Origin of the sequence: Cupriavidus sp. YR651 (assembly GCF_900101625.1) — a bacterium.
GTDB lineage: Bacteria > Pseudomonadota > Gammaproteobacteria > Burkholderiales > Burkholderiaceae > Cupriavidus.
Genome location: NZ_FMYZ01000001.1, coordinates 1 through 23,783, shown reverse-complemented (window position 1 = coordinate 23,783; position 23,783 = coordinate 1). Strand labels below are relative to the sequence as shown.

At 63.1% G+C, this 23,783-nt stretch carries 22 protein-coding genes and 1 pseudogene; 15 read left to right on the top strand and 8 right to left on the bottom strand.

Going from position 1 to position 23,783, the window contains the following annotated elements:
* Positions 1-10: 10 nt before the first annotated feature.
* The gene (locus BLR29_RS00110) at positions 11-1,636 is read right to left on the bottom strand and encodes an ABC transporter substrate-binding protein (protein WP_092133606.1); all 1,626 of its coding nucleotides are present in this window, start codon (positions 1,634-1,636) and stop codon (positions 11-13) included.
* 44 nt (positions 1,637-1,680) lie between these two features.
* A complete protein-coding gene (locus tag BLR29_RS00105) occupies positions 1,681-2,868 on the bottom strand; it encodes a C45 family autoproteolytic acyltransferase/hydolase (RefSeq protein ID WP_092133604.1) in 1,188 nt (395 codons plus the stop codon).
* Positions 2,869-2,953: 85 nt separating this feature from the next.
* Here BLR29_RS00105 and BLR29_RS00100 point away from each other — a divergent pair, with 85 nt between their 5' ends.
* Positions 2,954-3,886 (top strand): GntR family transcriptional regulator, encoded by a 933-nt coding sequence (locus BLR29_RS00100; RefSeq protein WP_092133602.1) that lies wholly within the window; start codon positions 2,954-2,956, stop codon positions 3,884-3,886.
* A gap of 42 nt (positions 3,887-3,928) precedes the next feature.
* Here BLR29_RS00100 and BLR29_RS00095 read toward each other — a convergent pair whose 3' ends face one another.
* Positions 3,929-4,354: an Lrp/AsnC family transcriptional regulator gene (locus BLR29_RS00095; RefSeq protein ID WP_092133600.1), complete on the bottom strand. Its 426-nt coding sequence runs from the start codon at positions 4,352-4,354 to the stop codon at positions 3,929-3,931.
* Between the two features lie 135 nt (positions 4,355-4,489).
* Between BLR29_RS00095 and BLR29_RS00090 the strand changes: the two genes are divergently transcribed.
* From BLR29_RS00090 to BLR29_RS00080, 3 genes are all read left to right on the top strand, one after another.
* The gene (locus BLR29_RS00090; protein WP_092133598.1) at positions 4,490-5,557 is read left to right on the top strand and encodes an ornithine cyclodeaminase; all 1,068 of its coding nucleotides are present in this window, start codon (positions 4,490-4,492) and stop codon (positions 5,555-5,557) included.
* Between the two features lie 39 nt (positions 5,558-5,596).
* Positions 5,597-6,715, top strand: a complete 1,119-nt coding sequence (locus BLR29_RS00085) for a succinylglutamate desuccinylase/aspartoacylase family protein (RefSeq protein ID WP_092133596.1) — start codon at positions 5,597-5,599, stop codon at positions 6,713-6,715.
* A gap of 153 nt (positions 6,716-6,868) precedes the next feature.
* Positions 6,869-7,246 (top strand): hypothetical protein, encoded by a 378-nt coding sequence (locus BLR29_RS00080; RefSeq protein WP_143018401.1) that lies wholly within the window; start codon positions 6,869-6,871, stop codon positions 7,244-7,246.
* A gap of 153 nt (positions 7,247-7,399) precedes the next feature.
* On the opposite strand, the gene BLR29_RS00075 is transcribed toward BLR29_RS00080, so the two are convergent.
* On the bottom strand, positions 7,400-8,356 hold the full coding sequence (locus BLR29_RS00075) for a Bug family tripartite tricarboxylate transporter substrate binding protein (RefSeq protein ID WP_092133592.1): 957 nt from the start codon (positions 8,354-8,356) through the stop codon (positions 7,400-7,402).
* A 71-nt stretch (positions 8,357-8,427) separates the two neighbouring features.
* On the bottom strand, positions 8,428-9,579 hold the full coding sequence (locus BLR29_RS00070; protein ID WP_092133590.1) for an L-talarate/galactarate dehydratase: 1,152 nt from the start codon (positions 9,577-9,579) through the stop codon (positions 8,428-8,430).
* 270 nt (positions 9,580-9,849) lie between these two features.
* Here BLR29_RS00070 and BLR29_RS00065 point away from each other — a divergent pair, with 270 nt between their 5' ends.
* The 4 genes from BLR29_RS00065 (at position 9,850) to ppk2 (ending at position 12,722) form a co-directional block, all read left to right on the top strand.
* Positions 9,850-10,845 carry a LacI family DNA-binding transcriptional regulator gene (locus tag BLR29_RS00065; RefSeq protein WP_092133588.1) on the top strand — a complete coding sequence of 332 codons (996 nt, stop codon included), beginning with the start codon at positions 9,850-9,852 and terminating at the stop codon, positions 10,843-10,845.
* 282 nt (positions 10,846-11,127) lie between these two features.
* Positions 11,128-11,382 carry an RNA-binding protein gene (locus tag BLR29_RS00060; protein ID WP_092133586.1) on the top strand — a complete coding sequence of 85 codons (255 nt, stop codon included), beginning with the start codon at positions 11,128-11,130 and terminating at the stop codon, positions 11,380-11,382.
* A 41-nt stretch (positions 11,383-11,423) separates the two neighbouring features.
* Complete coding sequence (locus tag BLR29_RS00055) at positions 11,424-11,810, top strand: hypothetical protein (RefSeq protein ID WP_092133584.1); 387 nt, start codon at positions 11,424-11,426, stop codon at positions 11,808-11,810.
* A gap of 66 nt (positions 11,811-11,876) precedes the next feature.
* Complete coding sequence (gene ppk2, locus BLR29_RS00050; RefSeq protein ID WP_092133582.1) at positions 11,877-12,722, top strand: polyphosphate kinase 2; 846 nt, start codon at positions 11,877-11,879, stop codon at positions 12,720-12,722.
* 49 nt (positions 12,723-12,771) lie between these two features.
* On the opposite strand, the gene BLR29_RS32735 is transcribed toward ppk2, so the two are convergent.
* On the bottom strand, positions 12,772-12,900 hold the full coding sequence (locus BLR29_RS32735) for a hypothetical protein (RefSeq protein WP_255371051.1): 129 nt from the start codon (positions 12,898-12,900) through the stop codon (positions 12,772-12,774).
* Positions 12,901-13,182: 282 nt separating this feature from the next.
* On the opposite strand from BLR29_RS32735, the gene BLR29_RS00045 reads away from it, so the two are divergent.
* Both BLR29_RS00045 and BLR29_RS00040 read left to right on the top strand, forming a co-directional pair.
* Complete coding sequence (locus BLR29_RS00045; RefSeq protein WP_092133580.1) at positions 13,183-14,541, top strand: MFS transporter; 1,359 nt, start codon at positions 13,183-13,185, stop codon at positions 14,539-14,541.
* A gap of 188 nt (positions 14,542-14,729) precedes the next feature.
* Positions 14,730-15,299: a GNAT family N-acetyltransferase gene (locus BLR29_RS00040; protein WP_092133578.1), complete on the top strand. Its 570-nt coding sequence runs from the start codon at positions 14,730-14,732 to the stop codon at positions 15,297-15,299.
* 32 nt (positions 15,300-15,331) lie between these two features.
* Here BLR29_RS00040 and BLR29_RS00035 read toward each other — a convergent pair whose 3' ends face one another.
* Positions 15,332-17,095: a SulP family inorganic anion transporter gene (locus BLR29_RS00035; protein WP_092133576.1), complete on the bottom strand. Its 1,764-nt coding sequence runs from the start codon at positions 17,093-17,095 to the stop codon at positions 15,332-15,334.
* A 514-nt stretch (positions 17,096-17,609) separates the two neighbouring features.
* Between BLR29_RS00035 and BLR29_RS00030 the strand changes: the two genes are divergently transcribed.
* From BLR29_RS00030 to BLR29_RS00015, 4 genes and pseudogenes are all read left to right on the top strand, one after another.
* A complete protein-coding gene (locus BLR29_RS00030; protein ID WP_092135334.1) occupies positions 17,610-19,202 on the top strand; it encodes an aspartate:alanine exchanger family transporter in 1,593 nt (530 codons plus the stop codon).
* Between the two features lie 60 nt (positions 19,203-19,262).
* A complete protein-coding gene (locus BLR29_RS00025; RefSeq protein WP_092133574.1) occupies positions 19,263-20,255 on the top strand; it encodes a 2-hydroxyacid dehydrogenase in 993 nt (330 codons plus the stop codon).
* 150 nt (positions 20,256-20,405) lie between these two features.
* Positions 20,406-20,753: pseudogene (locus BLR29_RS33180) on the top strand (ISNCY family transposase); the annotation flags it as partial.
* 65 nt (positions 20,754-20,818) lie between these two features.
* Positions 20,819-21,376: an RrF2 family transcriptional regulator gene (locus BLR29_RS00015; protein ID WP_092133572.1), complete on the top strand. Its 558-nt coding sequence runs from the start codon at positions 20,819-20,821 to the stop codon at positions 21,374-21,376.
* Positions 21,377-21,473: 97 nt separating this feature from the next.
* On the opposite strand, the gene BLR29_RS00010 is transcribed toward BLR29_RS00015, so the two are convergent.
* On the bottom strand, positions 21,474-22,685 hold the full coding sequence (locus BLR29_RS00010; protein ID WP_092133570.1) for an NAD(P)/FAD-dependent oxidoreductase: 1,212 nt from the start codon (positions 22,683-22,685) through the stop codon (positions 21,474-21,476).
* Positions 22,686-22,977: 292 nt separating this feature from the next.
* On the opposite strand from BLR29_RS00010, the gene BLR29_RS00005 reads away from it, so the two are divergent.
* On the top strand, positions 22,978-23,783 hold an 806-nt coding region (locus tag BLR29_RS00005; RefSeq protein ID WP_092133568.1), incomplete at its 3' end, for a ferritin family protein.

The window sequence follows — 23,783 nt, the reverse complement described above, 5'->3', positions numbered from 1 at the left end:
CGAAGAGGGCTTACCTGGCGGCGCTTGCGGTGGCTGGCAGCCTGGCCGAGGCCGACGGGGCTGCCGCCGGGGCGGCAAAGGTGACATTCCACGCGCGCGGCTGCCCCAGTGGCCAGCCGGTGAAGTTCTTCACGTAGTTGCGCGCGGCGCTGGTGCGCGTTTCCGAGTAGATGAAGATGGCGGGCACGTCTTCGCGCAGGCGCGCTTCCAGCGTGTCGAACACGGCCTGGCGGCGTGCCGGGTCCGTCTCCGTCATGCTGTCCGCGAGCAGTCGGATGGCATCGGGGGCCTCCCATACCTTGCGCGGCTGCTTGTCCTTGGGGCCAACGATCATGTCGTACGACAGCGACGGGTCCAGCCGGGCCGAGTAGCTGAACGCCATCGCCTGGTAGTCGCCGCGGTTGTAGCGATCAAGCAGCGTGGCCCAGTCGAGGACCTCCACGTCGATCCGCAACCCGGCTTCTGCCGCCATCGCCTGCGTGAGCACGGCGATATCGAAGAGCGAGTTGTAGCGCTTGGTGGTCAGGATCTTGATGGTCTGGCCGCGATAGCCGGCTTCGGCCAGCAGCTTGCGGGCGGCCGCGATGTCACGGCCGGGCATGGCCGCCTGTGGCTTGCCGTAGAACGGACTCGGGCGGGGAATGACGGATCGGCTCGGCGTCGATCCCCCGTTGGTGATGGCATCGACAAGCTCGGGCACATCCAGCGTCAGCGCGATGGCGCGGCGGATGCGAGGATCCTTGAGCGCCGGGTCGCGGGTCTGGAACAGCAGGCCGTTCTGGCTCATCGTCGGCGTGCTGTCCAGCAGCACGTCCTTGCGCGCACGGTAATCGGGCAGGTCGTTGTCCTCGACGTCCGGAATCACGTCGATATTGCCGGACAGCAGTGCCGCCTTGGCGGAGGAGGGATCGGGGATGACCAGGAACCGGATCTTCGCGATCTCCGGCGTCTTGTTGCCCGTGTTGCCATCCCGCGTGCCGGGCAATGCCTGGTAGTGGGGGTTGCGCACCAGTTCGATGTACTGGCCGCGTTTCCAGTCGGTAATCCGGTAGGGGCCGGTGCCAACGGGTTCGCGCCACTTGCCGTCGGGGCCGACGGAGCTGCGATGGTAGATCCCCGTGCCGCCGCAATCGGGCCGCGCGAGGGTTTTCAGGAACAGCGCGGACGGTTTGTCGAGCGTGAAGACGACCGTGGCCGGATTCTTCGCCTCCACCGCGTTCACCTTGGCCAGCCCGCGGCCGTCGAATTCGGAGAGGCAGCGCCAGTTGTTGGCGGGCGTCATGTAGCGGTTCCAGTCATAGACGACGTCGTCGGCCGTGACCGGCGCGCCGTTCTGGAACTTCAGGCCAGGGCGCAGCGTGAACGTGTAGGTGAGCCCGTCCGGCGACATCGTTACCGATTGCGCCAGCAGCGGACCTACCGAGGTGTCTTCCCGGAATGCCACCAGCCCTTCGAGGACGTGGGCCACCACGGCATCGGTGTTCACGTCGCGATTGACGCCGGGGTCTGTCGATCGGATGTCGGCGTTCAGGCGCACGCGCAATGTGTCTTGCGTTGGCTGGGCCTGGGCCGGCGTGGCGGCAGCCACCAAGGCGATCGATGCCGCCGTGGCGAGGGCGCTGGTTATTGTCTTCATTGTTGTCGTGGTATCCCGTGTCTCCATCGCGCTCCTCCCCGGCGTCAGGCCGCCACCGCGCGGCGGGCGCCAGCTCCGGCGGACTTTGGCCGCGCGATCTCCATATCGAGGCGGAAGGTGCTGAACGTGGGGAACAGGGCCGGCAGCATCGAGACCTCCATGACGCCTTGTTCGGGTTCCATCACGATCATGGCAACGGTGGCGGACAGGTTGTTGCTCGAGTTCGGGCGCGGCGGACGGCAGACGGACCACGGCGTCTCGAAGTCGTCGAACAGGGCGTTCTTGATGGTGTCCACCGTGATCTGGCCCGCATGCGGAAGCACGAGCTGGCGCACGCGCTCGTCACGGTACAGGGAATCCGGCATCTTCTGGATGCCCAGTTCACGGAGCTTGCCAAGTGCCACCGGGCTTTTCCAGTGGTTGGCATGCACGATGACGCCTTGCTCGGCCAGCAACTGGAAGGTCTCGTCGGGCGCGCATTCGAAGTCGATGCCGACGCCACCGGCGTGGGCCACCATGATATTGTTGGCCGCCGATTTTGCCGTGACATAGACCGCCTGCATGGCAAAGGCGAGGCGCTCCTGTTCGAGGACCTTGCGGCGGATGAGGGCGAGCGGTACGCCGAGCGTACGGTAGTCGCGCTCGCATTCCAGATAGTTGGCCGTGATCGAGATGCCCGCGGCATTCATCCCGGAGCGTGCCAGGGCGCCGGCTTCGGTGAAGGTCAGGTAGTCGGGACCATCCTCGCGATGCACCTTGAGCACCACCGACGATTCGGCGCATTCCGCTTTCCAGTCCCAGTTCTGGGCGTGGATGACGCGGCCGCTGGCGGTGGCCTCGGGCAGCGCGATCACGCCTGTGCAGCCATCCGGATCGATCGGCACGGGCTGCTGCTGGCGCATGCGGTCAGCCAGCTTGAGCACCTCGGTGCGCGCATTGAGCATCACCACGGCCGCGTACTCGACGCCGGCGCCTTCGGCGATACCATGCATTTCGTCGATATAGGTCGGATCGAACGCGGCGATCGTCGGCTCGAACGTCGCCACGATCTTCTGGAGTTCTTTCCAGCTAAGCTTGCTGGTTTCCAGCTGGCGCGAGTAGTGTGCGATGCCGCGCTTGATCCAGGGCGCGGCTTGCTCGCCATACTGGCGGCCGCGCTCGCGCGGCGCACCGCTGACTTCGATCAACGGCAATTCCGGGGCAGTCGTGGGAAAGGATTGTTGGCTGGTCATGAATTTGGTACTACGGCTGTGAGTCAGGCGTGTGTCTGGCGGTTGCGTATAATTCTCAGTGTATTTTGGCAACACAAAAAAATCAATGACTATTCCGAACGAGTCGGTGGGTCGCCCGCGCCTGGCGCTGCGGGATCGTATTGCCCAATGGATCCGCAGCGAGGCATTGGCAGCCGGCGATCGTCTCAACGAGCAGAAGCTTGCGGAGTCACTGGGAGTGTCGCGCACGCCGATCCGGGCAGCGCTGGATGAGCTGGAGGCGCAGGGGTATGTGGAGCGCCGCCGCAACAAGGGCGTGGCGCTGCTGTTGCCGCCTCCGGTGTCGGACCCCGATGACACGGCGCCCGCCGAAGAAGACCAGTTGCTGACGCGCATCGCCCACGACCGGCAGCGCCGGGCGCTGGCCGATGAGGTGTCCGAGCGCGACCTGATGGAGACCTACGGCGAGACGCGTGCCACGATCAAGCAGGCACTCGTGCGACTTGCGGATCTGGGCATTGTCGAGCGGCGGCTTGGATATCGCTGGAAATTCCAGGATGCGGTCTGGTACAGCGAGGCGCGTGTCGAGAGCTATCGGTTCCGCCTGGTAATCGAGCCCGCGGCGATCCTGGAGCCGACCTTCCAGCTTGCGCCGGAGTGGGCCGCGCATATGCGGATTCAACACTCGGCGTTCCTGACGCAGCCGTGGACGGAGGCATCCGCGGTGGCGTTTTTCGAGACCAACGCGGCATTTCACGAGGGGCTGGCGATCGCGTCCGGTAACCGCTTCTATGTGGACGCGATCCGCCGCCTGAACCGCATGCGGCGGCTGTCGAACTATGACTGGAAGCACGGCCGGGAACGCATGGAAGTCAGCTGCCACGAGCATCTGGGTATCCTCGCGGCGCTGGAGTCGGGCAATCGCGAGGGCGCGGCGGAGCTGATGCGTCGGCACCTCGACGTGGCCAGCCGCTTGCGGAGCCCGGCCCCGGGCGAGTCCGGCCAGCAGGCGCCGACGTCCGCCGAGGGTGGCGTCTGACGACGGGCCAGCGGGCATCGGCGCGCGTAGCGCGCGATGCCCTCAGGACAGCTTGTAGCTGGTCAGATGGATGCTGGTCTCCGTCGCGCTGATGCCGCGAATCAGCCGCACGCGCTCCAGGACGGAGGCCAGCCCGTCCAGCGTGGCGGCGTGCACCTCCGCCAGCAAATCCCAACGCCCGTTGGTGTCATGCAATGCCGCCACGCCGGGCTCGCCAAGCAATCTGGCGATGACCTCCCGCGCCTGGTTTCCCTCCACGGCAATACTCATCCATGCGGCGATCCCGTCGCGCTGTGCCTCCGGGCGCAGTTGCACCGTGTAGCCGACGATAACCCCCTCTTTTTCCAGGCGAGCCATCCGATTGGTGATGGTGGTGCGCGCGACGCCGAGGCGATGCGCCAGCAGGGCAACGCTCGCCCGCGCATCGGCGCGCAGCAGCCCCAGCAGTTTGTGGTCGAAGTCGTCCATGTGTCGAAATGAAAGTTATTGTGCGCAGTTTGACGCGATGATAGTATTTTGTTCACACAATAACCACTTCAATTTGAGTGAGACGGCGGTGAGAATGGTCCGCAACTTTCCAGACCCTCATCACCGGAGCCGCCGATGACACAGTTTCTTTCCACCCTCGATGTTTCCCGCATCATCGCCTCGCGCGGGATCGCGCATGCGCTGCGCGGCATGGCCGGCTATATCGAGGATGACTTTCGCCGCTGGCAGGAATTCGACAAGTCCGCGCGTTCGGCCAGCCATTCGCCGGTGGGCGTGATCGAGCTGATGCCGACGGCCGACGCCAGCCTCTACAGCTTCAAGTATGTGAACGGGCATCCGGGCAACACCCGCATCGGCCTGCCTACCGTCATGGCGTTCGGCGTGCTGGCCTCGGTGGAGACGGGCATGCCGCTGCTGCTGAGCGAACTGACGCTGACCACGGCGCTGCGCACGGCGGCCACGTCCGTCATGGCGGCACGCCGGCTGGCGCGGGCCGATGCCACCACGATGGCGCTGGTCGGCAATGGTGCCCAGAGCGAATTCCAGGCGCTGGCGTTCTATCACTTGCTCGGCATCCGCCGCATCCAGGCCTACGACGTCGATCCGGCCGCCACCGCCAAGCTGCGCCGCAATCTCGCCGATGTGCCCGGGCTCGAATTCCGCGTGTGCGCGAGTACGGCCGAGGCCGTGCGCGGCGCGGACATCGTCACCACGGTGACTGCCGACAAGGCCTACGCCACGATCATCACGCCGGAGATGCTCGAGCCCGGCATGCACCTGAATGCCGTGGGCGGCGATTGCCCGGGCAAGACCGAGCTGCATCCCGATGTCCTGCGCCGCGCCAGCGTTTTCGTCGAATACGAGCCGCAAAGCCGTATCGAAGGCGACGTACAGCAGATGCCTGCGGACTTCGCCGTAACCGAGTTCTGGCGCGTGCTCGCGGGCCAGGTGCCGGGCCGTCGCGATGCCGGCGAGATCACGGTGTTCGATTCGGTCGGCTTCGCGCTGGAGGATTTCTCCGCGCTGCGGTACCTGCGGGATCAGGCCGAGGCGCTCCGGATTGGTGACCGTACGGCGCTGATTCCGGCGCTGGACGATCCGAAGAACCTGTTTTCGCAGTTGTCGCTCGCCACGCCCCAGGCATCGGTGCGCGCGGCCGCGCCTGTCCACCCCGTCCACTGATCGTCATGACACGATCGTGACCCTTTCTCCAGCCTCTCCATGAAAAGCCAGATCCATCCCCTGAAGTCACCCTCGCCGGGCGTCGCTTTCCAGATTGTCAGCCATCATTTCGGCGATGCCGCGTCCGGCCGCAAGGTCTATGTCCAGGCCGGCCTGCATGCGGACGAGATTCCCGCGATGCTGGTGGCCGTCACGCTCCAGGAGCGCCTGGCGCTGCTGGAAGCCGAAGGGCGCCTGCGCGCGGAAGTGGTGGTGGTGTCGGCGGCCAACCCCATCGGGCTCGCCCAGGGCGTGCTTGGCAACTTCGTGGGGCGGTTCGAGCTGGCAAGCGGCAAGAATTTCAACCGTGACTTCCCGATGCTTGCCAGCCAGATCGCTGCGGGCATCGCCGACAAGCTCACGTCCGATGCGCAGGAAAACCTGCGCGTGATCCGTGCGGCCTGGCGCGAGGCGCTACTCGCCCGCGTGCCGGCCTCGGCGTTCGCGTCGCTGCAGCAGACGCTGATGCTGCTGGCGCACGATGCCGACTACGTGCTCGACCTGCATTGCTCGCGCGAGGCGGCGATGCACCTCTATACGGGCGATGCCATCTGGCGCGAGGTGGAGCCGCTGGCGCGCTATCTGGGCGCGACGGCCAGCTTGCTCGCGCTGGATTCCGGCGCGAATTCCTTCGATGAAGCCCACAGCTACACGTGGTATCAGCTCCAGCAGACCTTCGGCGAACGGTATCCGATCCTGTCGGGCAGCATCGCCGTCACCGTGGAGCATCGCGGCCAGCGTGACGTGTCAGACCCGCTGGCCCAGCAGGACACGCAGGCGCTGCTCGACTACCTCACGCACATCGGCGTGATCGAGGGCAAGGCTCCGCCGCTGCCCGCATTGCGCTGGCCGGCCACGCCGCTGGCCGGCAGCGAGCAACTGGTGGCGCCGGTGGCCGGCATGCTGGTGTATCGGACCGAGGTGGGTGGTGTGGTCAGGCCGGGCCAGGCGCTGTTCGATATCGTCGATCCGATCACGGGCGCGCGCACGACGATGTCCAGCAAGTCCGAGGGCATCTTCTATATGGGCCGCGACGTGCGCATGGTAAAACCGGGCGACCAGATTGGCCGCGTATCCGGCGCGCGGGCCTTCCGGGTTGGCAACCTGTTGGGGCCCTGACTGATCCTTCCCATCGCCGGCGCGCAAACCGCCTCGTATCAAGCTTCAGGGAAAGTGGCCGTTAACCGTCCGATGCAGGGGCCAATCCATGGCCAACCCACGGCGGACATACCAGCCGATCCTGGGCGGATACACGGGAAACCGGGAGGAACGATGACGCTCACAAAAATGCTGGCAGGCATCGCCGCTGCCATGCCGATGCTTGCCTGTGCGGCGCCCGCCAAGCCTGCCGCCACGCCGGCGACGCCGCCGGTGGTCTTCAGCCAGGAGCGATACGTGTCTTGCGGCGCCTACGCGGGCGTTGCCTTGCTGGCCGCCGCCGACATGCAGGCACGCGGCGTGTCGGCAAAGAGCGCGCTGGTTGCAAGCGGCAATCCCATCAGTCCGGGGTTGATCGCCCTGACGGAGTTCGCGGCGAGTGCGCAACAGGCGCGCGCCGCTGGCAGCAAGGAAGGCAGCGCGCATCTCGGCGTATTTCTCGCCGGGATTTGCTACTCCCGTAGCGACTTGCCGACGATTGCAGCGAAGTAGCAGGGGGGCGTCGCCCCCCTGGTCACTCCTGTGAAACCTCAATCCTCAGCCGGGCACGATCGTGCTGGCCCGGCGCGTCAGCGGCCTACACAGGCTCGGACCCGAAAACGGAAACACGTGTAGCGATTCACGCCGGCAGGCCGGCGTGGGGGTTCAGTCGGCCGTGATGTTTCCGACCTCGATGACCTTCTTCCAGCGCGCATACTCCGACGCCTGGAACGCCGTGAACTGCTCGGGTGTGCTGGCGACGATTTCAAAGCCGACGTCAAGCAGCTTGGGCTTCACCGACGGATCGTTGAGCGCGGCGACCACGGCCGTGTGCAGCTTCGCCTTGAGCTCCGGCGGCAGCCCCTTCGGCGCGGCGATGGCCTGCCACGAATATACCGTCACGCCCTTGACGCCGGACTCTTCCATCGTCGGCACGTCCGACAGGATCGGCGAGCGCTTGGTGCTGGTGATCGCCAGCGCGCGCAGCTTGCCAGCGCGGATATGCGGCACGGCGGTGTTGATATTCATGAACGTGGCGTCGACCTGCCCGCCGATCAGGTCATTCATCGCGGGCGCGCCACCCTTGTATGGCACGTGGATGCCGGTGGTGCCGGTCTGCTGCCAGAACAGCGCGGCCGTGAGGTGATCGCTCGTGCCGTTGCCGGCGGAAGCGAACGTCATCTTGTTGGGGTTCGCCTTGGCGAAGGCGATGACGTCCTGCAGCGTCTTGTAGGGGGAATTGGCCGGCACCGCCAGCACATTCGGCGCCTGCACCGCGACGCTGATGTAGTCAAAGTCCTTCAGCGGATCGTAGCCGGGGCTCTTCACAAGATGCGGCCCGATAACGAACGGGCCCAGCGACGAGACGAATAGCGTGTAGCCGTCGGCCGGCGCGCGTTTGGCCGTGGTGGCGCCGATCATGCCGGCTGCGCCCGGACGGTTGTCGATGACGAAGCTGCCGCCAAACTGCGACTGGAACTTGGCGCTCAGGATCCGCGCGACGTTATCGGTCGATCCGCCGGCGGGGAAGGGAACGATCAGGGTAACGGGCTTTTCGGGCCACGCGGCCTGGGCGGCCGTCATCGCTGCGCCGAGCAGCAGGGATGCCATCAGCTTCTTCATCGGTTGTCTCCTGGTTTTTGTATGTGCCCGTGCGGGCGATTTGTAGTGAGATGCGGTCCCTTGGCCCAGGTTTAAGGCTGCGTGCCGAACTCCGCGCGGTGGCGGGTCCAGGCGCGGGCCTGCTCGCTGATCGTGACGCCCAGGCCGGGCAAGGTGGGCACGGTGATGCGCCCGTTGCGGATCTCGAGGCGCTCGTTGAACAGCGGCTCAAGCCAGTCGAAATGCTCGACCCACGGCTCACGCGGGTAGGCGGCAGCCAGGTGGACGTGCAGTTCCATCGCAAAGTGCGGCGCGATCATCAGACCGGCATGGTCCGCGAGGGTGGCCACCTTGAGAAACGGTGTGATGCCGCCGACGCGCGGCGCATCGGGCATCAGGTAGTCGGCCGCGCGATGGCGAATCAGGTCCCAGTGCTCGGCGGCGCTGGTCAGCATTTCCCCGGTGGCAATCGGCGTGTCGAACTGCGTCGCCAGGGCGGCGTGCCCCTCGTGGTCGTAGGCGTCGAGCGGCTCTTCGATCCAGACCAGGTTGAACGACTCGAAGGTGCGGCACATGCGCTGCGCGGTCGGGCGATCCCATTGCTGATTGGCATCCACCATCAGCGGTACCGCGTCCCCAAGATGTTCGCGCACGGCGGCGACGCGCTGGATGTCGATCGCGCGGTCCGGCTGGCCGACTTTCAGCTTGATGCCGCCGATGCCTCGTTCCACCGAGATCGCGGCGTTCACCAGCAACTGGTCCAGCGGGGTATGCAGGAATCCGCCCGAGGTGTTGTAGCAGCGAACGGAATCACGGTGCGCGCCGAGAAGCTTGGCCAGCGACAGGCCGGCGCGCTTGGCCTTGAGATCCCAGAGCGCAACGTCGAAGGCGCCAATCGCCTGCGTCGACAGGCCGCTGCGTCCGACCGAGGCCCCGGCCCAGCAAAGCTTGTCCCACAGCCGCGCGATGTCATTCGGGTCCTCGCCAATCAGCGTGGGGGCGATCTCGCTGGCGTGCGCGAACTGGCCGGGTCCGCCGGCGCGCTTGGAATAGCTGAAGCCCAGGCCCTCGTGGCCGTTCGCGGTGCGAATCTCCGCAAACAGGATCGCCACCTCGGTCATGGGCTTCTGGCGCCCCGTCAGGACTTTCGCGTCGCTGATCGGCGTGGCCAGCGGCAGGTAGCAGGAGGAGAGTCGAACCCACGCAATCGTGTCGGCGGCGGGCTGGGGTGAGGATGTCGTCATGGTCGTTGCGATGCGTGCAGGCCAATCACCCCGATCCCTGCTGCCGACAGCGTTGCATATGACAACGTTGTCATGTCGAGGCGAAAAGCGCTGATATAATCCGGTCCACCCCATACCCCGGGCTGTTTTGGCGGGAGGAGGGCTGTCATTTCACCGTGATGGCCCGGTCCGGACCTCGGTGGAATGGGTGAATGCTAACGTTGTCATTTTCGCCGGTCAACCGCTGCGATGGCCTGCATCCCTAGAGATTTACCCTGAGTCCGAACCGGCATGACTGATACCAATGCACCGAAATCCGTGACGCTGCATGACGTGGCGCGCGAGGCGGGCGTCTCGTTGATCACTGCATCCCGCGCGATCAGCAACCCGGGGATGGTGTCCGAGAAGACTATCGCGCGCGTCCGCCTGGCCGTGGAGGCGACGGGCTACATTCCGAATCTCCTGGCCGGTGGTCTGAAATCGCGCAAGAGCCTGATGGTGGCTGCACTCGTGCCGAATATCGCCGTCGCGCAGTTTCTGCCGACGGTCAAGGCGCTGACGGACGCGCTGGACGCCGCCGGCTATCAGTTGATCCTGGGGCAGACCGGCTATGACCACGCGCGCGAGGAGGCGCTGCTCGGCACGATGATCAGCCGCCGTCCGGACGGCATCGTCGTCACGGGGCTGATCCATTCGCAGGTATCGCGCGACCGCCTGCGCCGGTCCGGCATTCCGGTGGTGGAAACCTGGGACCTGAGCGATCGACCCGTCGACATGGCGGTGGGCTTCTCGCATGTGAAAGTGGGCAGCGCCGTCGCAGGATTTTTCCTGGGCAAGGGATGGCGGCGGCTGGGGATTGCCACCGGCGACGATCAGCGTGCTTCGGTGCGTCGCGAGGGATTTCTCACGACGGTGGGCCATGACGTGCCGACGGCGGTGGTGCCGGCACCGAGCAGCCTGGCGCTGGGGCGGCAGGCGCTGGCCGACCTGCTGGCAAAGGACCCGCACATCGAAGCGATCTTCTGCAGCTCCGACCAGCTTGCGCAGGGCGTCATGGTGGAAGCGCGCGCGCGGGGCCTGCGTATTCCCGAGGATCTTGCCATTTGCGGATTTGGCGATGCGGATTTTGCCGCGCATACGGATCCGTCCCTGACCACCGTGCAGGTTGACGGTGCGTCCATCGGCACGCTCGCGGCACGGCTGTTGCTGGACAGGTGCCGTGGGGAAGCCATTGCGCAGCCGGTGATCGACGTGGGATTCCGAATCGTGGAGCGCGCGTCGACCTGACCGTTTTACCGGAATGCGTCCGGCGACACGATGTTGCGGCTGGCGTTGCCGACGGGTTGGACTTTGGTCCAATTGTCATCACCTGCCCCGGGATACACCCTTGGAAGGAGCCCACGCGTCCCGCAAGGTGGTGCCCATGCCTGCGGCATGACTGGCTCCCAGAAAAGTGCGGTCGAGGCCGCAACCACGGGTGTGATCCAGACTGTGGATCATCCAGCCCGCGACGAACTGATGATCGCCAGGCACACGCGATCGCTGATTGACAGGTAGCGGAGATCAATCATGGCTTTGCTGATGCTCTCAAACATTGATCCCGGGGCCACGGACGAGGACATCCGGGAATTCCTCCTGAAGTATGGCCTGCCGGCATTCGACGAGATCGAGCGTGCGGAAGGCGATGGCACGCGGCCTGCCGCGACGCTGACGTTTCATGCGCTGGATCCGGAGACCCTGCGGAAGCTGGCACCGCGCATTCACGGCATGTTCTGGAAGGGCCATCAGATCAACGCGCTGGTGCTCGCGGAACGATTCAATTAGTGAAACGGGGAGGGCACCGGCAATATTCGTAGGAGTCGGCCATGTCATCCATCTGCATGAAACGCCTGGGATGCGCCACCGTGCTGGCCGCCCTGGCCTGGCCTGCGTTTGCATACTTCGATCACTTCCTGAACGGCACCATCATCGGCACCCTGAACAAGGAACAGTTCGCGGCACTGAAGCAAACGTTCAATTCCACGCTCTCCGATACCGAAGATGGCCGCAGCGTGCCCTTCAGCCTGCCGGCCACTGCGGGCGGGAAGGCCACCGAGGGCACGTTCACGCCGTTGAAGACCAAGACCGACAAGGGCGACCGTTGCCGCAAGATTCGCAGCGATCTCAGGCAAACCGGGAAATCCGAACGCTGGACAGGCTGGTACTGCCAGCAGAAGGAAGGGGACTGGCAGAAGAGGTTGATCAAGGACTGACTCGGCCAGTGGGACTACGCTACGCAATCCATTGCAGCGTGCTGGTGGCACCGTGGGAGAAAAAGCATGGCAAAAGCCAAGAAGCGTGGCGCGGAAGCGGAATTGGTCGTGGAGTCCACTGCGCAGCCCGATGACGACCAGAAGCTGAGCAGGAAGTCATATGAAGAGGAGCTCTCCCGCCTGCATGCGGAACTGGTGGCGCTCCAGGAATGGGTGATCGCAACCGGTTGCAAGATCTGCATCGTCTTTGAAGGGCGCGATGGCGCGGGCAAGGGCGGCGCCATCAAGGCCATCACCGAACGCGTGAGTCCGCGCGTCTTCCGGGTGGTTGCCTTGCCGGCACCGACCAATCGCGAGAAGACGCAGATGTATGTGCAGCGTTACCTGCCACACCTCCCCGCGGCCGGCGAAGTGGTCATCTTTGATCGCAGCTGGTACAACCGCGCCGGCGTGGAGCGGGTCATGGGCTTCTGCACGGAGGATCAGGCCGAGTCCTTCCTGCATGCGGTGCCGCTGGTGGAGAGAGCCATCGTCGGGTCCGGCATCATCCTGATCAAATACTGGCTGGAAGTCAGCGCGGAAGAGCAGACGCGGCGCCTTGAATCCCGCATCAACGATGGCCGCAAGATCTGGAAGCTGACCGACATGGACCTGAAGTCCTACAGCCGCTGGTATGACTATTCGCGTGCGCGCGACGACATGTTCACCGCGTCCGACACCGACTATGCGCCGTGGTCCGTGGTCAACTCGAACAACAAACGCCGGGCCCGCCTCAACATCATTCGTGATTTTCTGGACAGAATTCCCTACGAGCACATGCCTCGCAAGAAGGTGAAGCTACCGGAGCGGCAGAAGGCGGGCGGCTACCGGCAGCCGGACTATCCTTACCGGTACATCCCGGAACGCTACTGACGACAATCGTCCGTCGATCCCAGGGTCGCATCCGGGCGACCCTGACCACTCATCCGTAAATTGGCACGTCGAGCACAGCTCGGCGTGCATCCACTTTCAGCTCCCACGCTTGTGCCGCCACCTGCATGTCGAAGCGTCGCGCCGCGCGATCAATGGCGCGGCGAGCGGTCGATGCCATCGTTATTTCTCTAATTAGAAATCCCCCTATGTTTGACGAATGACTTCCGTCAACCCGAAACGGTACGGCAGCATATTTGCTCGAATATCGCACAAAACGATAATTATCGATATTGCACCGCTGGAAGCACGGCAAGCAATATGAGTCAAAAGATCGTTCCTTCTGCAGGCGCTTCGCTTGCCGCATCGGCTTGCATAGTGCACGTGGCGTAACGAAGATCATATAAAAAGACAATTCTTTTTGCGCCCGTAATGTAGTGAGCATGACACGAAGGACAAAATCATGAGTTTTTGGCGAGGCAAGGCGTCTTATCGCTGGATAATTCTTTTGACTTGCATGTTGGTGTACTGTACGTCGCAGCTGGTCCGCTGGAACTATGCCAGCATCACCAAATACCTGATGACTGATCTGAATATCGGCAAGCCGGAGCTCGGTTTGTTGGGATCGGCTTTCTTTTATTCGTATGCGGTAGCTCAAATTCCCTGGGGCGTTGCAACTGACATGTTCGGCGGGCGCCGCGTGATTCCCATCGGCATTGCCATCCTGGCCTTCTTCCTGATGGGATTCGCATTGAGCGCGACGTTTACTCAGGCAATCATATGGCGCGCACTGATGGGCGTTGTCGCGGCCGCAGGCTATGTACCCATTACTTCAGTGTTGGCGAAATGGTTCGGCCTGAAAGAACGTGGCTTCGCCATGGAAATGTACTCGGGAGTCGGCGGAGGTCTGGGTGAGGCGTTGACCTTCCTGTTGATACCGATCCTGGCCGTGGTCATGGCGCAAGGAGGGATCTTCGGACTGGATGGCTGGAGAGGCTCCACGGCTGCAATGGGAATCGTGATTCTTATCATCGCCATATCCAGCGCCTTGATGCTGAAATCTTCTCCCACCGATATCGACCTACCCTCCATACAAGCGGAAGAAGATAAAACCAAATCAGACGATTCGGAAGACTATAAAGCAGGCGTTCGCAAAATCGCGAAAGACCCCGCTTTGTGGATCATGTCCATCGTCTGGTCATGTTATATGGTGGCGACGCGTCTGGTCCCCGGATGGCTACCGCTCTATGCGACCGATTTCTATATCCAGCAAGAGGGGATGTCGAAAGAGTCGGCCATCATTGCCGGCGGCTTCATGGCAACGCTTTATGTCCTGGGTCGTGTATTCGGTACGCCGGTCGTCGGAAAAATCTCGGATCGGCTGCTCAAGCGCAATATCCCGCGCTCAGTCGTCATCGGCATAGGTTTGCTGATGATTGCAGCGCTGTTCTTCCTGTTTACTCTCCGCATCCCGACGCCGTTCCTGTTGATGGTGTTGTCCTTTGTCAGCGGCGTTGCAATCAATATCTTCCCATTGATCAGCGCATCGGCAGCGGAAATCTGGTCGGTTCGCTCGGCGGGCTTTACGATGGGTATTATCAACACAGTGGGGCAGTTCGCCGGGGCCATGGCCTTGTCCGTCAGCGGTTTTATGGCGGTGAAATTTTCTGTTTCTGGCGGAAGTTATGAGACGGAATTCCTGGGGATCTGGTATCTGGGCATTGCAACCAGCATTTTCGGTGCGTTGGCCAGCGTATATGTGGTGATGCGGGAAAAGGGTCGGAGAAAAACAGGCCTTGAATTGGGAGATCAGCCCGTGTGACAGGTTCGGATGCCTGGCAAGAAGGTGAAGCTGCCGGAGCAGCCGAAGGCGGGTGGTTACCGGCAGCCGGTCTATCCTTACCGATACATCCAGGAACGGTGCTGACGGACTGTCGTCCTCCGATCCCAGGATCGCATCCGGGCTGCCCTGATCGCCCGATGCCCCGTCGCTGCACAAGGGAGGCCACCATGCCGAACGACCCATTTGCCGACGCCGACGACTTGCCGGCCCGCGTGACTTTGCGCGATGGAAGGCAGGTCGTGCTGCGCAATATCCAGGCGGAGGACAAGGCCGCGCTGCAGGCGGCCTTCCATCGGCTTTCCGCGGATTCCCGATATACGCGTTTCATGGCGTCCATGCGCGATCTTCCGGAGGCGATGCTTGAGTCGGCGACGCATCCGGCGCCGGATCGTGCGTTCGCGCTGGTTGCGGTCACTGGGGACGCCGAGGCAGAGCGCATTGTCGGCAGCGCTCGCTACGCAGCGGCGGCTGGTAGCGATATCTGCGAGTTTGGCGTGACGGTCGGCGATGACTGGCACGGAATCGGGCTCGCGCGAAGCCTGTTGCAGGTGCTGATCGGTGCTGCCCGGGCGCGGGGGTATCGGACCATGGAGGGTTACGTGCTTGCCTCGAACAGCTCGATGCGGGGTCTGGCTCACAGGCTCGGTTTCGCCGACACGCAATGCCCCGACGACGCCACCTTGCGGGTGGTCACGTTGCATCTGATGGAGGAGGGCTCGACAAGCAGCCTTCCGTAGCCTGTGCAATCCACGCGGCCGAGCCGGGTCTTTCAGACCGACTGCGGCCCGCTTTCCTTCGGGACGCCCTTGTCAGGGCTGCCCAGATACTCGTCGATCATATCGGCCACGGAAGCGCGGTGTTCGAAGTCGCCAACGAGCTTTTCCAACTGATTGGCGCGCAGCATGTCCCGTACGGTCGCGTGCGCGGCCACCACGCGCAGATCGATCTGATGGATCTTCAGATCTGCGTGCAGCGTCGCCAGCATGCGAGCGCCCGCTAGATCGACAATAGGCGAGTTGGACAGATCGCAAATCACCAGCGCGATCGGCCTGGTGATTTCGCGGGTTCGCTGCCTGACCGCGGCGCGCACGTGCTCGGTATTGAAGTAAAGCAGCGACGCCTCGACACGGAATATCAGTACGCCGGGAACGGACTCATTGTCGGGGCTGCGCTCGATGTCGGAGTAGAGGCGGGTGCCGGGGACCCGGCCGAGAAAGGCCACGTGCGGGTGCGCGGCGCGGCGAATGAGCAACAGCATCGAGACCAGCACCGCCACGATCACGCCCTTGAGAATGCCGAGCAGCAGCACGGCAACGAACGCCGCCATCGATACGACGAACTCGAAACGGCTTACGCGCCAAACGTGGCGCAGTTCCGGGATGTTGATCAATCCCTTGACCGCAACCAGCACGATGGCCGCGAGAACCACGTTCGGCAGATTGGCCAGCAAGCCAGTCAGGAACATCAGGCAGAGACCGATTGTGATCGAAGCGAACACCAGCGCAAGCGGCGTCCTGGCGCCGGCCTTGTCATTCACAGAGGACTGGGACAGTCCGCCGGCGACGGGGTAGCCCTGAAAAAGACCTGCGGCCAGGTTTGCCGCCCCCAGTCCGAGGAATTCCTGACGCGGATCGACCTCGTAGCCGTTCGCCTGCGCCAGCGCGCGCGCCGCGGAGACACTCTCGACATAAGACAGCAGCAGGCACGCGAACGCCAGGGCAACAACGCCATCCACGTCGCGCGCGCGCAGCCCGGGAATGTGGTACTCGGGCAAGCCTTGTGGCAATGCGCCGACGACGCTGAAGCCGGATTGACCCAGCGGCGTGACGGACATCACGACGATGGAGATCACCACCACGAACAGCGCAACCGGACGCCCTGGCAGGAATTTTTCCCCCAGCAGAAGCACCACGAGCGCGGCAACGCCAAACGTGAATACGGCGAGGTTGGTATGCGGTATCTGGCCGATCAGTATGCCGACACGCTCAAAGAAGAATTCGCCGCCCCCCTTGACCCCGAACAGCTTGGGCAACTGCGTCAGGGCGATGGTCAGCGCCGCGCCAGCCTTGAAGCCGAGCAATATGGTTTCGCTGATGAAGTTGACGAGCGAGCTCAATCGCAGCAGCCACGCCAGCAGGCACATACCGGCAACGAGCATCGCCGTCAGCGCCGCGATGGATGCCCATCGCGCGGGATCGCCGTCCGCCATGCCCGCCACCGTGGCGCCGACAAGCATCGATATCGCCGAGGTGGGGCCGATCGCAAGCTGGCGTGACGACCCGAACAGGGCGTAGAAAATGCCACCAGCCAGATAGCAGTAGATGCCGCTTTGTGGTGGCAGGCCGGCGAGCAACGCGTAGGCGAGCGACACGGGAATGCCGTAGGCGGCCAGTGTCACACCGGCCACGACGTCATGCGCCAGCCACTGTGGCTGATAAGTGGCCAGCCATTGCGCGGGAGGGAAGATCGTACGCCAGCGCGACGGTTCCCCCTGGCTGGGGGCCTGATCGGCGCTGCCGTGTTCCTCGGTCATGGTCGCATCCTCCGTGAGTGCCGATCCAACCAGGGATCGGGTCCGGACGTAACAATCAGGGAGACGCGTTCACGTTGATGTTCGTTCGTATTGCCTCAGGGTAGGGCGGCTGGCAGGGCGGGGATATTGGACTTTGGTCCTGACCGCGGGCTGGCGCGTCGTCGTTGCGGGCGGGCGGGGTATATCCGGGCTTTCACGATACTCGCGCGTCATTTGACGCTCCGGGTATTTCGTCTACTCTCCTAGCAGTAGGAGCCAAGGGTAGGGCTCTCGGATCACCCCCGCGCCAGATCGGCCAACGATGCCCGACTTGTTAATCGTTCGGGAAAAGCGGAACTCCAGATAATCCCGTAGTTGATCAGGAGAGGCGTGATGGATGCAGGTGGCTCCGGAAGATGGAAGCCTTTCGAGCAAGGCTCATCCGATTGAGCAGGCCGGGCGGGCGCAATAACCTGGGTTGAGCCGGATGCGCGTCGATGCGCGCATCCTCCTTTCCGATCAGAAGGAGCCGGGTATGGATGCAGTCAAGGCGTTGCTCGAAGCCCAGCCGTTGTTCACGCTGTTCCTTACCGTTTCCCTCGGCTATATCGTCGGCGAACTCAGCATAAAAGGGGTCTCGCTCGGATCGGGAGCCGTATTGTTTGTCGGATTGGCGATCGGGGGATTCGCACCCAAGGCGGGGCCACCAGCACTGGTCGGCACGCTCGGCCTGCTGCTGTTTCTCTATGGCATTGGTATCCAGTACGGCGGCCAGTTTTTTGCAGGCCTGACCAGTGCCAAAGGGCTCAAGGCCAACGCCGCCGCAGCGCTGGGTGTCGTGGGTGCCGGCTTCGTTTCCCTGGCGCTAATCCCGCTATTCGGCGTCAAGCTCGATGAATCGCTAGGGATGTTTGCCGGTTCGGGAACCAGCACTGCGACCTTGCAGGCGATCATCGCGGCCATGCATGGCGACGGCGCCGCGGTTGGCTACAGCGTGGCCTATCCCTTCGGGGTTGCCGGTCCGATTCTATTCCTCTATATCCTCGGCGCAGTGCTCAACGCAAAAATCGAGGCCCCGCAGGAGAGGGCCATCGAGATGGCTGAAATCTGCCTGAGGAACCGTGACGTCATTGGGCAGCGGATGTCCGAACTGAAGACGCGCCTGCCGGCAGGCGTGGCCATTGCCGCGCTGCGCCGCGAACACCATAACCAGTTGCCCGCCGATGACCTTATCCTGCAGGCAGACGATGTGCTGCTGGCTACCGCGACGGACCCCGCATTGCTCCGGGAAGCGGAGACGCTGATCGGAGAGTTGCAACCGGGACGAATCAGCAGCCACCGGGAAGATCTCGACTATATCCGCGTATTCGCGTCGAGCCGTGCGGTGGTCGGGCTGGCGCTGGGAGATGTCCGATTTCCCGAGGGCGTTGAATGCTCGATTGTCCAATTACGCAGGGGCGATGCGGACATGCTGCCCGGCCCGGGGCAAATCCTGGAGTTTGGTGACCGCGTGGGTCTGCTGGTGAATCGCGCCCACGTAAAGGCGATGCGCAAACTTTTCGGCGATTCCATCAAGGGGACTGCCGAGCTGAGTTTTATCTCGATCGGCATCGGCGCGGCCTTGGGGCTATTGGCCGGCATGATCCCGTTGCCAATTCCGGGAACCGGCAAGCTGACCCTTGGGCTGGCCGCGCTACTGCTGGTGGCGCTCTATCTCGGCAAGATCCGCCGATCCGGGCCGTTCGTCTGGACCATGCCCCTGTCGGCCAACCTGGTCCTGCGCAATTTCGGCCTGACCATTTTCCTTGCGCAAGTCGGAATCGCCTCCGGGCCGAAGTTCTTTGCCACCATCAGCGTGACTGGCGCCTCGTTCCTGCTTTATGGCGTTGTCATCCTGCTGGCGCTGGTGCTGATAACTGCGTTGTGTTGCCTGTGGGTCTTTAAGTTGCCGTTCGACACCACCGTCGGCGTTATCTCCGGCGCGACGGGAAATCCGGCGATCCTGGCATTCGGCAATCGTGTTGCCCCGACGGACCAGCCGGATCTCGGCTATGCAATGATTTTTCCTTCGATGACGATTGCAAAAATCCTGTTTGCGCAGATCGCCGTGGCATTGGCTGGCGGATAGCCGCGCCGGACGGCCAGGATATTCGGAAGAGCCATCCTCCATCTTTCCGGGAGACATGCCATGAAAATTGCCGTATTCAGCGCCAAGCCCTACGACCGCGAGTATCTCGATGCCGCCAACGTCGCAGAAGGGCATCAGCTCAGGTACTTCGATGACCTGCTGGATGCAGAAACCGTCGGCCTTGCCGCAGGCCATGACGCAGTCTGTATCTTCGTCAACGACAAGGCAGACGCCGCGGTGCTCGAAGCGCTCAAACGTGGCGGCACGAACCTGGTGGCGCTGCGCTGCACCGGATTCAACAACGTCGACCTGAAAGCCGCGGAGCGCCTTGGCACGAAGGTAGTACGCGTTGTCAATTACTCGCCCAACGCGGTTGCCGAGCATGCGGTCGCGCTGCTGCTGGCGGTCAATCGCAAGATTCATCGGGCCTATAACCGTACCCGCGACTTCAATTTCTCTCTCGACGGGCTGATGGGATTCGATTTCTGCGGGAAGACCGTCGCCGTGGTCGGCACCGGCAAGATCGGCCGTGTATTTGCCAGGATCATGGTCGGCTTCGGATGCGAAGTCATCGGCTACGACGCATTTCCGTCGCCAGAATTCGAGGCCCTGGGGGCTCGCTATGCGGTTCCCGGCGAAATCGGCACCAGCGCCGATATTATCTCCCTTCACTGTCCGCTAACGCCGCAGACGTATCACATCATCAATGCCGATTCGCTGGCGCGCGCAAAGCGCGGCGCATTGCTGGTCAACACCAGCCGAGGCGGCCTGGTCGACACAGAGGCCGCGATCGAGGCACTGAAGAGCGGCCAACTGGGCGGGCTGGCCCTCGACGTGTACGAGCAGGAGGCAGACCTGTTTTTCCGCGATCTATCCGGCACCATCATTACCGACGAGGTACTGCAGCGTCTGGTGTCTTTCCCCAACGTCATCGTGACCGGGCACCAGGCCTTTTTCACGCGGGAAGCCATGACGACGATCTGCCAGACGACGTTGCGCAACGCCAGCGAATTCGCATCCGGCGAGCCGCTTACCAATGAGATCAAGGCCTGAAGTCGGGGCTGGTTTGGACGAAGGGGTGGGAGGAGCGATTGCAAACGAGTGGTGACGGCGTGTGGTGGTTCTACTGTTATCGTTCGTTTAACATAATAATCATTATGCGGGCACTGCTTGTAGCGGCTAAGCTCAAATGTCCGAGTTCGGCGCGCGGCTGAGGGGCTTGGCCTGTCGAGGCGCCGGGTCGAGCGATTTGCGCTCCGTTATCGCGAGGATGGTCCCTCTGGGCTCGGTTCCCGCAAACGCGGTCGCAGCGACAATCGGCAACTTCCTCCCGGCATCGAATCCCGTGTCCGCGGCCTCATCCGCGACCGCTACGCTGACTTCGCTGCTCGCCGTTGCCATGGTCAACCACTCGCAGCGTTGGTACGAATCGAACTGACGAAGACCCACGTCCGTCACCGTCGATCGCAACCCTGCTTGCGGCACCTCGCGCAACGCGCTCGCCGATTGAAAGTGGCGCTCTTGCCTTGTCGAAGCGCCCTGGCCGCCTGAAACCTTGCGGTCCCCGTCAGACTTGTATAGGCTTACAACTACGATATCAATAGTCTGAGTTAAACATGTCACACATCAGCACCGGAGTTGAGTACGGGCTGCATTGTCTGCTGTACCTGACGCGTTCACAGGCCGCAGTGGAAGAAGCCAGTGTTCGTGACCTAGCTGAACTGCAGGGTATTCCCACCGACTTCCTGGCCAAGCTGTTCACCAAGTTGGCCAAGGCGGAACTCGTGGTGGCGACGGAAGGCATCAAGGGCGGGTTCAAGCTGGCTCGCCCTGCCGACCGCATCACGGTGCACGACGTGGTCGTCGCCATCGACGGCGACAAGCCCTTGTTCGACTGCCGCGAGATCCGCGGCCGCTGCGCTGTGTTCGATCACGGTACGCCGACGTGGGCGACGCGCGGTGTGTGCTCGATCCACTCTGTGATGCAGATCGCGGAAAAGGCCATGCGTGCAGAACTCAAGCAGCATACGCTGGCTGACCTGGCCCAGCGCACCATCGACAAGGCACCTGCCAGCTACGGTCCGCATGTGATTCAGTGGTTGACCGATCGCGCAGCCAACCGACGCGGCGACAAGACGGAATCCGCGCCCGCAAAAACCCGCAAGCGTGCCTGAACCTCATTCGTTCCATCGACGCGAGTCCTTCGCGTAGGTAACCCAAAGCAAGAGGGCGATCCACCAGGATCGCCCTCTTTCACTATGGCTTGCGCGGTCAGGCCACGACGATGCGTCGGGGATCGGCGGACGCCAGCACTTCAGCACGATCTGCGCTTGGCGGATAGATCCACTCGGTATTGATCTGGGTCTTCAGCGCCTTGGCTTCCGCACCCGCGAGTTTCACCTGGCGATCCCAACCTTCCGTGTAGACGGCGCCCCACGGGCCCAGATCCAGGCAGGTCACATATTTCGGCTGGCTGTAGGGAATCAGCACCTCCCCCAGAAGGTCCGCTGCGACATTGTGCCCGGCTGACCGCCCCAGGTTCATGGCGTGCTGGCAGGACATCGCGGCGTAATTCCCTTCGTCGTCGGTGGCCGCATAGGCAACGTCGCCGGTCGCGTAGATCGTATCGATGCCCTCCACCTTCAGGTGGCGATCGACATGAAGTCGCCCGAAGTTATCGCGCTTCGCCGGAATCTGCGACGTCAGGGCGCTGGCGCGAGCGCCCGCGGTCCAAATGACGGTGCTTGCCTCAATCCGTTCCCCGTTCTCGAGCGTAACGCCCGTCGCATCGACAGCCGCGACGCCGGAGCCGACCTTCCATGTCACACCGAGTTCCGTCAGCGCCTGCGTGATCACCGGTCGCGGGCCGGCACCCAGATCGGGACCAATGTCGGCGTTGCGCTCGACCATGATCACGTTCACGGCTGCGTCCTTGCCGAATACCTCGCGCAGACGCGCAGGCATTTCCGCGGCGGTCTCGATACCAGTGAAGCCGGCACCGGCGACCACCACCGTGTTGCGCGCCGTGCTTTCGGGACGGCTGGCCAGGCTGAAGATATGGGATTCGAGCCGCGCGGCATCTGCCACCTGGTCCACATTGAATGCGTGTTGCTCGAGGCCCGGGATTTGTGGCCGGAACAGGCGGCTGCCGCTGGCAAGGACCAGGCGGTCATAGCCGAGCTTGCGGCGCGACGTATCGGCACCCACGCCCACAAGTTCCACCTCGTGGCGCTCCACATCGATGCGCTCCACGACGCCCTGGATGAACTTGACACCCACTGCCTCAAAAATTTCTTGCAACGGCGCCCTCATCCCGCCGGGGTTCTTTTCGTACAGGCGGGGACGGATGTGCAGCTCTGGCGCCGGCGCGACGAGCGCGATCTCCACATCCGTGCGCCCTACTTCGTCCAGCAGGCGGGCCGAAGCCAGCGCGCTCCACATGCCGGCAAAGCCGGCGCCAATAACAAGAATGCGTTTCGACATGTTTCGTGCTCCTGAATCTATTCTCGGTCTCATGTGGCAGGCCGAACTCCATCGTTGCGTCGCGACCTGATCAGCTCGACGGCAGCCTGTGGTCGCACGTCTTAACTACGATTGTATGAGTCGTAGTTAAGGTGCGCAAGTTTTTTTGTCGAGACGGCTTCGTGGTGGCGCTCTCATGCGCCCCATTGGTCGCTCCGTCATGCGGATTGCGCTTCGATCCCGGATCGATTATCTTTACTGCGACTTTCATAATCGTAGTTATGCGCCCCATCCATCATTTCGAGTGACTGACATGCTCTACCCCGAACTGTTCAAATCGTTGGAATCGGTCCGCTGGCACATGGACAAGGACATCCCATGGGATTCCTTCGACGCCAGTCTGCTGACCGATGACCAGGCGAAAACCATCCGCATGAATGCCATCACCGAATGGTCCGCCCTGCCGGCCACGGAGATGTTCCTGCGCGACAACCGCCACGATTCCGACTTTTCGGCGTTCATGAGCATCTGGTTCTTCGAGGAACAGAAGCACTCGCTGGTGCTGATGGAGTACCTGCGCCGCTTCCGCCCCGACCTGGTGCCGACCGAGGAGGAGCTGCACGCCGTGCGCTTCGAGTTCGACCCGGCCCCGCCGCTGGAAACGCTGATGCTGCATTTCTGCGGCGAGATCCGCCTGAACCACTGGTATCGCCGCGCCGCCGAATGGCACTCGGAACCGGTGATCAAGCACATCTACCGCACGCTGTCCCAGGACGAAGCCCGCCACGGCGGCGCGTACCTGCGCTACATGAAGAAGTACCTGGCCCAGTTTGGCGACTCGGCACGCGCGGCGTTTGCCAAAATCGGCGTGCTGATGGCATCGGCCCGCCGCACGGAAAAGCCGCTGCACCCGACCAACCTGCACGTGAACAAGGCGTTGTTCCCCCGCGACACGGTGCAGTCGCGCCTGCCGGACCCGGACTGGCTCGAGCACTGGCTCGACGAGCAGATCCGCTTTGACGAAGGCTGGGAAAAGAAGGTGATCGAACGGATCCTGCACAACATGTCGCTGCTGTTCGAGCGCACGTTTGATACGGTCCAGGACCTGAACCGCTACCG

Excerpts from the sequence above, each read along its gene's own strand:
- BLR29_RS00095 (WP_092133600.1), bottom strand. The coding sequence starts at position 4,354 with ATGGACGACTTCGACCACAAACTGCTGGGGCTGCTGCGCGCCGATGCG.
- BLR29_RS00060 (WP_092133586.1), top strand. The coding sequence starts at position 11,128 with ATGGCTTTGCTGATGCTCTCAAACATTGATCCCGGGGCCACGGACGAG.
- BLR29_RS00025 (WP_092133574.1), top strand. The coding sequence starts at position 19,263 with ATGAAAATTGCCGTATTCAGCGCCAAGCCCTACGACCGCGAGTATCTC.
- BLR29_RS00080 (WP_143018401.1), top strand. The coding sequence starts at position 6,869 with ATGACGCTCACAAAAATGCTGGCAGGCATCGCCGCTGCCATGCCGATG.
- BLR29_RS00090 (WP_092133598.1), top strand. The coding sequence starts at position 4,490 with ATGACACAGTTTCTTTCCACCCTCGATGTTTCCCGCATCATCGCCTCG.
- BLR29_RS00065 (WP_092133588.1), top strand. The coding sequence starts at position 9,850 with ATGACTGATACCAATGCACCGAAATCCGTGACGCTGCATGACGTGGCG.
- BLR29_RS00055 (WP_092133584.1), top strand. The coding sequence starts at position 11,424 with ATGTCATCCATCTGCATGAAACGCCTGGGATGCGCCACCGTGCTGGCC.
- BLR29_RS00040 (WP_092133578.1), top strand. The coding sequence starts at position 14,730 with ATGCCGAACGACCCATTTGCCGACGCCGACGACTTGCCGGCCCGCGTG.
- BLR29_RS00010 (WP_092133570.1), bottom strand. The coding sequence starts at position 22,685 with ATGTCGAAACGCATTCTTGTTATTGGCGCCGGCTTTGCCGGCATGTGG.
- BLR29_RS00075 (WP_092133592.1), bottom strand. The coding sequence starts at position 8,356 with ATGAAGAAGCTGATGGCATCCCTGCTGCTCGGCGCAGCGATGACGGCC.
- BLR29_RS00070 (WP_092133590.1), bottom strand. The coding sequence starts at position 9,579 with ATGACGACATCCTCACCCCAGCCCGCCGCCGACACGATTGCGTGGGTT.
- BLR29_RS00030 (WP_092135334.1), top strand. The coding sequence starts at position 17,610 with ATGGATGCAGTCAAGGCGTTGCTCGAAGCCCAGCCGTTGTTCACGCTG.
- BLR29_RS00105 (WP_092133604.1), bottom strand. The coding sequence starts at position 2,868 with ATGACCAGCCAACAATCCTTTCCCACGACTGCCCCGGAATTGCCGTTG.
- BLR29_RS00035 (WP_092133576.1), bottom strand. The coding sequence starts at position 17,095 with ATGACCGAGGAACACGGCAGCGCCGATCAGGCCCCCAGCCAGGGGGAA.
- BLR29_RS00085 (WP_092133596.1), top strand. The coding sequence starts at position 5,597 with ATGAAAAGCCAGATCCATCCCCTGAAGTCACCCTCGCCGGGCGTCGCT.
- ppk2 (WP_092133582.1), top strand. The coding sequence starts at position 11,877 with ATGGCAAAAGCCAAGAAGCGTGGCGCGGAAGCGGAATTGGTCGTGGAG.
- BLR29_RS00110 (WP_092133606.1), bottom strand. The coding sequence starts at position 1,636 with ATGAAGACAATAACCAGCGCCCTCGCCACGGCGGCATCGATCGCCTTG.
- BLR29_RS00045 (WP_092133580.1), top strand. The coding sequence starts at position 13,183 with ATGAGTTTTTGGCGAGGCAAGGCGTCTTATCGCTGGATAATTCTTTTG.
- BLR29_RS00100 (WP_092133602.1), top strand. The coding sequence starts at position 2,954 with ATGACTATTCCGAACGAGTCGGTGGGTCGCCCGCGCCTGGCGCTGCGG.
- BLR29_RS00015 (WP_092133572.1), top strand. The coding sequence starts at position 20,819 with ATGTCACACATCAGCACCGGAGTTGAGTACGGGCTGCATTGTCTGCTG.
- BLR29_RS32735 (WP_255371051.1), bottom strand. The coding sequence starts at position 12,900 with ATGGCATCGACCGCTCGCCGCGCCATTGATCGCGCGGCGCGACGCTTC.